General features: G+C 43.5%; 8 protein-coding genes, 1 other RNA gene and 1 pseudogene. 6 read left to right on the plus strand and 4 right to left on the minus strand.

The window, feature by feature from the left end; all coding sequences use genetic code 11:
* The first annotated feature begins 431 nt into the window (after positions 1-431).
* Positions 432-1,766, plus strand: coding sequence for an MFS transporter (locus DFP80_RS05175; RefSeq protein ID WP_241560190.1), 1,335 nt, complete (start codon positions 432-434; stop codon positions 1,764-1,766).
* Positions 1,767-1,835: 69 nt separating this feature from the next.
* Positions 1,836-1,987: pseudogene (locus tag DFP80_RS20850) on the plus strand (transposase); the annotation flags it as partial.
* A 377-nt stretch (positions 1,988-2,364) separates the two neighbouring features.
* On the opposite strand, the gene ffs reads toward DFP80_RS20850, so the two are convergent.
* Positions 2,365-2,461, minus strand: an RNA gene (ffs, locus tag DFP80_RS05180) — signal recognition particle sRNA small type.
* Between the two features lie 222 nt (positions 2,462-2,683).
* Here ffs and DFP80_RS05185 point away from each other — a divergent pair.
* The 4 genes from DFP80_RS05185 (at position 2,684) to DFP80_RS05200 (ending at position 6,825) form a co-directional block, all read left to right on the plus strand.
* The gene (locus tag DFP80_RS05185) at positions 2,684-3,565 is read left to right on the plus strand and encodes a 6-carboxytetrahydropterin synthase (RefSeq protein ID WP_113915748.1); all 882 of its coding nucleotides are present in this window, start codon (positions 2,684-2,686) and stop codon (positions 3,563-3,565) included.
* Complete coding sequence (gene hisI / locus DFP80_RS05190; protein ID WP_113915749.1) at positions 3,562-3,966, plus strand: phosphoribosyl-AMP cyclohydrolase; 405 nt, start codon at positions 3,562-3,564, stop codon at positions 3,964-3,966. Before DFP80_RS05185 ends, hisI begins: the two co-directional genes overlap by 4 nt.
* A 324-nt stretch (positions 3,967-4,290) precedes the next feature.
* Positions 4,291-5,958 (plus strand): methyl-accepting chemotaxis protein, encoded by a 1,668-nt coding sequence (locus tag DFP80_RS05195; protein WP_113915750.1) that lies wholly within the window; start codon positions 4,291-4,293, stop codon positions 5,956-5,958.
* Positions 5,959-6,039: 81 nt separating this feature from the next.
* Positions 6,040-6,825: a class II glutamine amidotransferase gene (locus DFP80_RS05200; RefSeq protein ID WP_113915751.1), complete on the plus strand. Its 786-nt coding sequence runs from the start codon at positions 6,040-6,042 to the stop codon at positions 6,823-6,825.
* A 95-nt stretch (positions 6,826-6,920) separates the two neighbouring features.
* Here DFP80_RS05200 and DFP80_RS05205 read toward each other — a convergent pair whose 3' ends face one another.
* From DFP80_RS05205 to DFP80_RS05215, 3 genes are all read right to left on the minus strand, one after another.
* The gene (locus tag DFP80_RS05205) at positions 6,921-7,877 is read right to left on the minus strand and encodes an isopenicillin N synthase family dioxygenase (protein WP_113915752.1); all 957 of its coding nucleotides are present in this window, start codon (positions 7,875-7,877) and stop codon (positions 6,921-6,923) included.
* Positions 7,878-7,888: 11 nt separating this feature from the next.
* A complete protein-coding gene (locus DFP80_RS05210) occupies positions 7,889-10,195 on the minus strand; it encodes an ATP-dependent helicase (RefSeq protein WP_113915753.1) in 2,307 nt (768 codons plus the stop codon).
* A gap of 73 nt (positions 10,196-10,268) precedes the next feature.
* Positions 10,269-11,411 carry a succinylglutamate desuccinylase/aspartoacylase family protein gene (locus tag DFP80_RS05215; RefSeq protein WP_113915754.1) on the minus strand — a complete coding sequence of 381 codons (1,143 nt, stop codon included), beginning with the start codon at positions 11,409-11,411 and terminating at the stop codon, positions 10,269-10,271.
* Positions 11,412-11,655: the final 244 nt, after the last annotated feature.

Here is an 11,655-nt window from a genome sequence, read left to right on the forward strand (position 1 = left end):
ATCTGATACAGCATCACCTAGGGTGAGGCATTAGCGCCTCACCCTTCTTACAAAACCGCACACCTACTAAAGCCTTCATTTAAAAAAACACAACTTCTTAGCATACATTTAGACATATTACTCTCCTTCCACTCCTAGAAAAAAATCTTTAATGTTTTCAACTTCAGGAAAAGTCAGCGCCCTAACTGGCGGTTTCATCACAGCTAGCTTTAAAGCTACTGACCACGCTTTAAATCAACTAAGCGACCAATCCTTCGCGCTCTAAACGTGCTCGATATTGATAAAAGTGACCTCTTTCGTACCATAAATAGTTCAACACCTACCATTCAGTCCATCTACAACAATTAAAACACTTCATGTTGATAATAATTTATACTCCCTCACAAAAAATCGATTGGCGATAGTTTTTTTCTAGGAGTAAGATCGAATTATTGACTTCTAATGAGCCACTGACTATGTACAGCCTGTTACTGAATTCCACCTACCGGCATCTGTTTTTAGCTCAAATTATTGCGTTACTGGGCACCGGATTTGCCACCATTGCACTTGGGTTGCTCGCATTTGAACTGGCGGGAGGCAATGCTGGATTGATATTAGGCACAGCGCTGTCGATCAAAATGATTGCCTATGTCTTTATTAGCCCCATTGGCACAAGCCTGATTCGTTATTTACCTAGAAAACAGGCACTCATTACGCTTGATGTAATCCGCGCATGTGTTGCCTTATTACTTCCATTTGTTTCCGAGGTTTGGCATATATTTGTTCTGATTTTTTTACTTCAGGCAACCTCAGCGTGTTTCACACCATTATTTCAAGCGACCTTAGCGGATATCCTACCAGACGAAGAAGAATACACGAAAGCCCTCTCGCTATCTCGCTTAGCGTATGACCTAGAAAATATACTCAGCCCAAGCATCGCCGCGCTAATTCTCTTATTCACCAGCTGGCAAAGCTTATTCTTAGGCACAACGGTAGGCTTTACTTTCTCAGCAATATTAGTTCTTCAAGCATCATTGCCCTTATCAGATGGAAAAACTGGAACACCCCAATGTGGCTTTTTAGATAGAGTAACTAGAGGGATTCGCTTTTACTTGGCGACACCACGATTAAGAGGGTTGCTAGCTATGAACATGGCTGTCACAGCAGCCGGAGCAATGGTATTTATCAACACAGTGGTGATCGTTCAAGGAGAATTAGGCTTAAGTGAACAAACGACGGCTACCACCATGATTTTCTTTGGAGCCGGTTCCATGGTCGCTGCACTCGCATCTCCTTGGCTACTCAAGAAGCTAACAGAAAGAACCATTATGCTTATGGCTGCGGCAATACTTGTGGTTGGACTTATCGCTGCCTCGGCGATCGAAACACTGATGGGCATCATGATTATTTGGTGTGTTTTAGGTGCAGGGTATTCGTTTATCCAAACGCCATCGGGTAGACTACTTAACCGATCTGCACACAAAGAAGATAAGCCTGATTTATTTGCCGCTCAATTTTCTTTATCCCATAGTTGCTGGCTAGTTGCCTACCCTCTAGCGGGCTACCTCGGCGCAACGTATGGTATAGCTGTCACTTTCCTAATCTTTGCTGGCATTACCTTGGCCTCAATTTTATTAGCACTGGCAGTTTGGCCAAGAGAAAAATCCGTTAATCTGGAGCATTCTCATAACGATTTACCACCAAATCATCCACACCTAAAGGATGAGCACAAAACACATACACACACTTACATCATTGATGCTCTACACCATCACTGGCCAAAATGACAAAATACCTAAGGAATATGCGAATAAATCCCACTCATAAGAGCGATCACACTTTAAGCTTGCAAGTCTCAAACCATGCTCCGTATCCAATGTATGCAGCATGGACACAACATAAGCGACCCTGCCATGGAAGACGCCCTGTATAAAATTACGTCAATGTGCCTGTTTGCTAGGTTGTCTTAGATATAACAATACCCAATCACACCACTAGCACGAACTTCTAGCACTTATTAGAAAAGCGCAAACGCTCACGCCAGCTTTTTAAAGAAGCGAATTTTATAATTTATTTGATGATAAGCTGTGACTCAAATAAAGCGATTGAGGGTGAGAATTCAAAATGAAAGCATCAAACTCTAAGGTACTTTCACACATAATTGTCCTAGCATTTTTAAAACTAGAAAATTTGAAAATATTTTTTGGGCTTGGTTTGCGTAGATTGCGGTTGTACTAACCGATACCTGTAAGCTGTAAGCTGTAAGCTGTAACAAAATAACAGCTTAAAAATAGGTTATGTCAGCATATACTGCAAATTTGACAACTTATGGTTCAAATTTGTCACTTTATGCTTCAATCAATAAAAGGGAGATTAAGGTGGCATCTCTACCAGCCGCACCTCGGCACACAAGTCCACCGCTGTGGCTGCTTCCTTCCGGACCTGACCAGATTAACGGTTTATCGTTGCGAGGGGACCAGCAGAGACACCATAAAGGAGGCCTGTTGACCTTGGAGCGCAATTATACGCAGCCAAATCGAAATATCAACCGCCTTTCTTATGTATTTTCAAATACTTAAATCTTTTTGCTTATCTAGCGCCCTTTCCTACTATTTATCTATTCCTTGACCTTTTAGTATCGAGCTATAACGCCGCTTCTATTTACGGTAAGATATACGCCATTAAGAATCATAGGAGTAGCGAGTTGAAGCTATTTGTTAAAAACCTGACCCACGTAGATTTTTCCTACTTTGATGCCAAGCGTGGTTTGTTAGGTGAAAGCTGGCAAACCGATATTGTTTTGACTGGCAAACTAAACGATGAAAGCATGATTTGTGATTTCAGTATTGTTAAAAAACAAATCAAGAAATGGCTCGATGACAACATTGACCACATGCTGGCAATTCCTGCTGAACACAGCGGATCAAGGCTCACACCATTAGCAAACGATCGCGCTTCTTTTCTGTTTGATCATAGTAAAGCAACGCCTGATGACAAACGCGTGTTTCAGTGTGATGCGCCCACTCAAGCAATTTGCGTATTACCAATGACTGATATCACACCAGAAGCGGTTGCTAAATGGGTTGAATCGCAAATTCTTAACTTATTACCAGCAGAACTAGAAGCGGTTAGCGTACACTTTGCTCCAGAACAAATCATAGGCGCCCAGTATCAATATAGCCATGGCTTGAAAAAACACGCAGGTAATTGTCAGCGTATTGCTCATGGCCACCGCTCTACGGTTGAGATTTACGCTGATGGCGTTCGCAACCAAGCAATGGAACATGATTGGGCACAACGCTGGGAAGACATCTATTTAGGCACCCAAGAAGACTTGGTAAGCCAAACCTTCGAAAATGGTATAAATTATCACGGCTTTAGTTACACCAGCCAGCAAGGTTTATTTGAACTAAAAATAGACAGCAATCAAGTTTACATGTTGGATTGTGATACCACGGTTGAATCCCTTTCCGCACACATTGCCGATATCTTGGCAGAAGAGAATCCAGGTACGCATATTGAAGCCCATGGCTTTGAAGGTATTGGTAAAGGTGCGATTTCAGAAAAAATGAAGGCAAGAATATGAGTTTAAAAGAATATGAAAATCTCGCCAAAGGCGAAAAATTATCTTTGGATACCGTGTTAGCTAACCTAAAAACAGACGAACATGGTTTGGTTGCGGCAATCGCACAACAACATGATACTGGCGAAGTTTTGATGTTGGCCTACATGAATGAAAAATCAATTAGGGAAACTCTAGAAACAGGCCACGTTTGTTATTGGTCTCGTTCTCGCCAAACATACTGGCGCAAGGGTGAAAGCTCTGGTCATCGCCAAACATTAGTGTCTATGTCTTTCGATTGTGATGGCGATGCAATTCTAGTCAAGGTGGATCAACAGGGTCCAGCGTGCCACACAAATCGACGCGACTGCTTCTTTTTTACAGTGGAAAATAATGACGTTGTTATAAGCTCCGCACCATTATAACCCACAAAAAAACAAAAACGCACAAAAATGAGGCATTTTGATAAAAATCACTATGCTTCACCCTTCATTTCGAGTTACCTTAGATCTTGTCAGCTTTATTTGCACATTCTACAAGAGTGATGCGATTCAATCTGAGCCATAAAAAAAATAATTTTTTACACTCTCAAAGAAAAGCGGATATTTCGCCAAGTTTTAAATCAATAAAGCACAGGTTGCAGGGACGATAATAAATCAGCCCCTTCGTACGAGAGAACACAACTTGATTGGCATAAGTATTGCTGCATGAGAGATATCAACCAATACTCTTAATTCATTGGATTAACTATGTTAAATCTATCTGTACGTACCAAAATACTTTCCCTTGTTGCACTATTTTCACTGGTTATTGTTGGTATAAGCGTTAGTTCTGCACTGACCAGTAAATCCGTATCATCAGAATTACAAAACCTTTCTTCACAAAGCCTCCAGCTGGTTAAGAATTTAGAAAAAAGTCGCCAACTTTTATTACAGCAATCTGTAGAATTCGAACGCGGCTATTTCCAAGTATCCATTGCCAAAACAATTGTTGGATACGGCACGGAACAAATTACAGAATCAGCCGAAAAATTCAAAACCTATACTGGAGACCTTGTCACCAGTATCAAAAATGTCAAAAGCATTCTGGCCACTATGCCAGTACACGATGGATTAGAGGATTTGCTAGAGCAAATTAAAGCGCTAGAAGAGCAACAAGCCATATTCCTAGAAGCCAGCACAGAAACCTACAGCTGGTGGCTTAAACTCAATACGATGAAAGCAAACAAATATCGACGCGCAGCCGATAAGAGCTTAATAACCGTGAACACACAGATGGAGGATATTATCACCTCTATTAATGAATACAGTAGCGCCATTGCCGTCAGTCAAAATCATAAACTAGATCAAACAATATATGCGAGTGGCATATTGGCTGCTGCGCTCATTGTAAGCGGCATGATTATTAGCATCATCATTGTTAACGGTATATGTAGACCGCTTATTAAAGCCGTACGCCGGGCAGAAGAAATTGCCTCCGGCGATTTAGCTCAATCAAAAACGGCCAGCACGCGCAAAGACGAAATAGGTATGCTGGAAACCGCAATGGATAAGCTAGTCATACAGCTTAGTGGTATTTTACATGATGTCGCTGAGTCTAGCTCTATGCTGACCAATGCAGCCAATGATCTCAATCGCATTACAGGCGAATCTTCTGAAATGGTTGACCGTCAGCAAAAAGAAACCAACTTTATTTCGCAAGCCATACAAGAAATACAAGCGACGGCGGTGCATGTTTCGGAATCCACAACAGACGCCAGCCAAGCAGCACATAACGCGGAAACAGCCGCCAATGAAGGCACAGCAATCGTCACGCAAACAATTGCCAGCATTCAAGAGTTAGCGACTGAAATCGCCAGCTCAGCGAATACCATTAATGACTTACAATCCAACACTAAAGAAATCAGCAACATCCTTAATGTTATTTTAGGAATTGCCGAGCAAACTAACCTACTCGCACTAAACGCAGCAATCGAAGCGGCGCGAGCGGGAGAACAAGGTCGAGGTTTTGCCGTAGTTGCCGATGAAGTGCGCCATCTTGCACAGAATACGCAAAATGCCACACAAGAAATCGAGAAAATGATCACCCTATTACAAAGCGGTACCAGCTCGGCCGTAAAAGCCATGACGTCGAGCCATCAACGATCTACAGATGCGGTAAACCAGGTAAAACACGAAGAAGACTCACTTCGCCACATCAATCAATCCGTGTCAAAAATTCGCGACATGAATGATAGAATTTCAGCCACGGCAGAAGAACAAGCATCAGTCACTGCTGAAGTAAGTCGTAATGTTGAAAACATTACCGAAATTGCATCACGCACCACAAAATCAATTCATTCGATTAGCAACTCAGCCGAACAATTGGCATCCTTAGCCACTCAATTATCAACAAAAATCAGCTATTTCAAAGTTTAGAGCTACAGCAGTATGCTCTTTTAGATTAAGATCTTAGGGGGAAGTAACTCACTTCCCCCTTTTTATTTCTAGGAGAAAAACATGTGTCGTTGGATGGCCTATCAAGGTGATGCAGTTTACCTTGAGTCATTACTTTTTAAGCAAGAGCACTCTTTAATTCATCAAAGTCTAAGCGCCAGAAAATCCGAAGTCACTGTCAATGCTGACGGCTTCGGCCTAGGTTGGTACGATGAACGAGAAGAACCAGGCCTTTATCATGAAGTCTTACCTGCGTGGAGTGACAGTAATTTAAAAAGCTTAGCGAGGCACATTAAAAGTGGACTATTCTTCGCCCATGTTCGTTCTTCTACTGGCACAGAGACTAACCGATCAAACTGCCACCCGTTCAGTTACAAAAACTGGTTATTCATGCATAACGGACAAATTGGTGGCTACGAGTCCTTGCGCTGGCAATTAGACCGCCTGATTCCAGAACATCTTTATAGCCATCGCCAAGGTGCGACTGACTCTGAAGTGATTTTCTTATTGATGATCGCCAATGGTTTAGAAGCAAATCCTGAAGCCGCTATCGAAATGACCCTAGCGCAAATTATGGATATGATGAAACAGAAAAACATCAAAGACCCATTTCGCTTTACTGCCGTTTTGTCTGACGGAGAAGAGATCACCGCCATTCGCTTTTCTAGTGATGAGCTGGCTCCGAGCTTGTACTGCAAACAATTTGAAAAGCACATTGTCATTGGCTCAGAACCCCTAGATCATTCTAGCGAAAGCTGGACACAAGTACCGGCAGGTCATATTGCCAAAATCAAAGGGCAAAATTATCGAATCCAGCCTTTGTCTGAATTATTAAAAATGACCGCCTAGCGGTCATTTGTGTTTTTTACTTTTCTACATTTTGATAAATACTTTATCTTTTATATCATTGCCGCGCTTTCATCACGGGCTTCTTTGTCTCTTCACTAAGCTTGTTCTTTTTCTCGATAGGCGTAAGTCGCATCAAAGCGAGATTGGATCCAGTCGCCACTCAAAATAGACTCGTATTTCGCTGGTTTTTCTATCGTAGCGCAACTCGGCACACACTCGACCTTGGTCTCATAATCTGGCTCTACAAAAAACGGGAACGAGTAACGGTGCACATCCGCCAACGAGGCTCTCACTCGGTGCGCTGTCGACACGTATTCATCGTTGGTCCAACGCTGCATCAAGTCACCAATATTCACCACTAACGCATTGTCGATGGGTGTTGCATCAACCCACTCACCTTGGCGGTTTTTCACTTGCAGACCGCCAATCTGATCTTGCAATAACAAGGTGACACAGCCGTAATCTGTGTGCGCACCCGCACCATTATCATGTTCGTTGGCTGGACGCGGCGGGTAGTGAATCATGCGTAAAACCGTTACATGATCTTTAAAGCCACGAACGAAAAAATCGCTTTTCAAAGACAAGGCTTCAGCCATAGCAGTCAACAACTTCTGCGCCACTTGAAAAGCTTGTACATAATATTCTTGCAGCACTTCTAATGTCGCTGGATCGCTTGGATTTTGGTTAGGGCCATAAGCTGTAGGATACTTAACCGCCAAAGGATGATCCTTAGGAAAATCCAACGCCATATCAAAGGTTTCCTTCCAATCTGCATGGCCAACCTCATCAAGCTGCTCTTCGCCAATATTGCCGTATCCGCGATGATTGATGCTATTTTTAATATCGATACTATTTTTAATCACTTGTGGCTGATTAAAAAAACGCTTGGCTTCACGCATTAAAGCCGCCATCAATTCTTTAGGGATTCCTGTGTTAATTAGGTAAAAAAAACCAATTTCACGACATGCCTTATCTAGGGTGCATATTTCATTCTGCCGAATGGATTCGTTCTCATGAATCAGTTTTGATAAATCAATCAATGGAATGGACATTATCGCGTTCCTTAAGCTCTTGAAGATACTTTAATAAGTTGTGTATGTTTGGGATTAAAGCGCTTTAGACCGACTTCGCCAAAATCCACAAAAATCATTTGTTTGGCGTCTTGCTCTTGTCGCACAACAACGCCCTGACCGAACTGGTCATGGCGGACTTTGTCACCGGGCTGTAAAAGACTTGTGCCTTCCACACGGTGACGAAAGGTCAACGATGGGGAAGGATCGACCGCGTTTAAATAACGCTGAAACACCAAACCTTTTTCTGTATCAATTGGCGTGCCAACATTGTCGAGATACCAAGCTTCACAAATTCGACTCACTGCATAAGGCTGCGCTTCAAATACAAAACGCGATAAAGACAAGCTCTTCAATGCCGCGCGCGGAATATCGCCCTGCTTCATGCGCTTATGCTCGTCTGTACTTGGTGTTTCCAGCAATACGAGTTTTTGTTTTGCACGGGTAATCGCCACATAAAACAAACGACGTTCTGAAGCCAAATCACTGGCAGCTTGCTTATCAATGGTACTTAAATCCTCATCGTAATAAGGGAAACGCCCTTCTTGTAAGCCCGACAATAACACCTGATCGAACTCCAAGCCTTTCGACTTGTGAATTGTCATTAAATGCACGCCATGGACATCGTCCGTTTGCTTTTCATTTAGGGTAGCGAGTTGCTCTAGAATCGATTGTGCATCACCGCCGACTCCTCGAACATAGGCCATAAAGGCGTCGCAGGTGGCAATTTTCTCTTGAGTCTGAATATCTTTACTACTGGTACTTTCGAAGTAGCGATAAATACCTAACTTTTCTAAAGTGTGGGCCAAACCTTGCGCTGGATCGGTGCGATAAATACTTAAGCTGCGCAACCAGTCAGCACGCTCATAAAGTTTTTTGGCTCGCCATCCATCCGTCGCATCGGCCACGGATTCAATAATCTGCGGTAACAAATGTGGGGATTGTTTGGCTTGTTGAATCAAGGTTTTACGCTGTGCTAGTGACCCTCCAAGGCTTGGAATCATTAGCAAGTATTCGATATCGTCAGGGTGAAAAAACGTGCTGGCATTTTCCAAGCCACCAGCAATTACCGCAAGATACGCCATTAGCATGCGAATTTGACGATTTTCTAATAATGGCGAATCTCCGTGCAATTGGTATGGCACACCCTTGTGCATTAACGCTAATTGCACAGGCACCATGTCACTATAAAGACGCACCAATACCGCGGTATCGTTTAATGCGTGGCCGTCCTCAAGCCAAGATTTTAATTCACCCAATAAGGCTTTGCCTGTCTTCGGAGCACGCGCAAAAGATACTCGCGTACGTTCGCCAGCGCCAATCACTAAAGCATCCGGATCGTTTTCACTGATCACGCTCGACGCCATTAAACCAACCGCGTGGCCGAAGCGAAAGCTGGTGCTTAATGGGTACGTCGCCACATGCTCAAAGTCTTGGTCAAACTGACTCGCCATGATGTCTGGACTGGCACCGCGCCATTCATAAATACATTGCTGCACATCACCCACAATCATCCATTGGCAAGGCGCAGGATAGAGTCGCTTTAGCAGCTCATATTGGCAAGGGTTGATGTCTTGAAATTCGTCAATTAACAAATAACGGAAATCCGGAACCAAGCCACGCACTCTAACCCGTTCAGGTTCGTCTAACTCATTGATCAGCCCATAGGGGTCACTGAGTAAATCGGCAAAAAAACGCATATTATTGCGTTTGCGTAGCTTCTCTAATTCATCGTATAGCGCAGGAAAAAACTTGCGCTCGTTAGACCAGCCTAAGGCTTCAAAGACGATTTGCGCTGATTGGTCAGACGCTTTCACTTGGTCGACAAACAACAAGACATCTTCTAGCCAATCTTTCTCATCCAAAATAGCGATTTTCTCACCATGGCGAACCAGGCGCTGCAGTGCCTCGCGTAACATTTTTACCAAGCTAAAATCGTCTGTAACCAACTTGGCAGCAGACAACCAGCCCTGCTGCTCTAAGCGGCGACAAAACTTCATCCCAAAGGCGTGAAAGGTCATCACGCTGGGCGAACGGAAATGCCCTGCTCCCAGGAGTCGCTTACTCAAACGCTCAGAGAATTCCTCTTGCGCGCTTTTATTAAACATAAACACGCCAATATGAGATGGGTCCACCCCCTGAGCTAATAAATGCTCAATACGAGAAATTAAGGTGGTCGTTTTACCCGCGCCCGCCACAGCGATGACTTTCGCAGGTGACGTTAGATCGTGATGTACAACAAGCTTTTGCTCATCGGTTAACGAGGTAATTACCTCTGCATTGGGCTGTACTTGTGTCAAAATAATTTTGCCTAGTGTTTATACTGTTGGATCTTGATTTCTTTACTTTTAACTCGTCCCGTTTTTAGTGTTTCTAGTCTTCAAACAGCTTACCAATCTCACGAAACGCAAGATGTTCTCTACCAGCGATCTTGGCGATAGATTCACCACACACAACCAAACGACGCTGCACTCGGGCGAAAAATACGCCATTGGTTCGCGCGACTAGAGGGTAACTAGAGGTTTCCACATCATCGTCCATCAGGTTCACCACTTCGCCAATCACCTCGCCCACTTCCACTTCTTCACCAATGGCTTTGTGGTAACAAACAATGCCAGCACACGGCGCTTTGACTAGATCCATAGCATCTAACGGATAGTATTCCACTTCACTGTCGTTGATAGCTGGCGCTTCTCCAGAGACCACCTCACGCAATACCAAGTAATCGAACAAAGCTTGTGCATCTTGCTCGGCAAACTCATTGGAGATGTCATTTTCGCCACGCAATTCTACCGTTAAAGAACGGCTTCCCCAAGGAATCAAATGGGCATAATGAGCTTTTAAATCGCGCCACACACTGACATTGGTTTCGTCAAAAGACGCTGCGCCAGTTTCCAATTCAGACAAACCAACTTTCGCGCCCAGTAGCGCCAACAAGGGCTTGAAGTGGCTTTCAAACTCTTGCGCCACGTAGGCATGCATACTGGCTTCACCAGAACAATGTAGATCAATCACTTCATCTGCATCCATAGACAAGGCTAACAAGGTTTTCTTCATGCCTTGCAGCTCTGTGGTTTCTGGTAACAAAGCTAATTCTTCATGAATCGCTTGGCGAACTAAATCAATATTACGGTCAATATTGCCGGTTACATCACCCTTGATGCGTTTTTCTACTTTCGCACCTAATTGGGGCCAGTTGCGGTTAAAGTTTCCACCACCATCCGAAAATGCAAAGCGACCTGGAATATAGCCATGAAAGTTCTGCGCCAAACCAATCGGATTCGCTACAGGCACAATGACAATTTCGCCTTGAATCAAACCTGCATCATCGGCTTTTTTTAGCTGTCTTAGCAAGGTGTTAAGCACCAAAAAACCCGGCCATTCATCCGCATGCAATCCGGCCTGAAAATAGACTTTGGGACGAGCACCCGCTTCGCCAAAATGATGGGCTTTTAAAATACGCTGGGTACCCGGTGTCGCGCTCGGTAATACGTGAGAGTAAATTTGATAAGACATAACACCTCGCAAAAACGGTAAAACATTCGCCCAAATTGAGCCTGCAACATGGTACGCTAAAACTGATTTTTAATAAAAAACAATTCCTTAAATAAAAACTGTAATAAATGGCGCATTAAGTGCGTCTAACAAAGACAACCCTGCCCTAGCCCTTGTATCTTTCTAAGTGAATTGCTTAGCTAGTAATTCACTCTAGTCTGGTAAGTATGTTCCTAGCCCAAGCACTTTGATGCTGTAGGGGAGA

Source organism: Marinomonas rhizomae (genome assembly GCF_003315485.1).
GTDB lineage: Bacteria > Pseudomonadota > Gammaproteobacteria > Pseudomonadales > Marinomonadaceae > Marinomonas > Marinomonas rhizomae.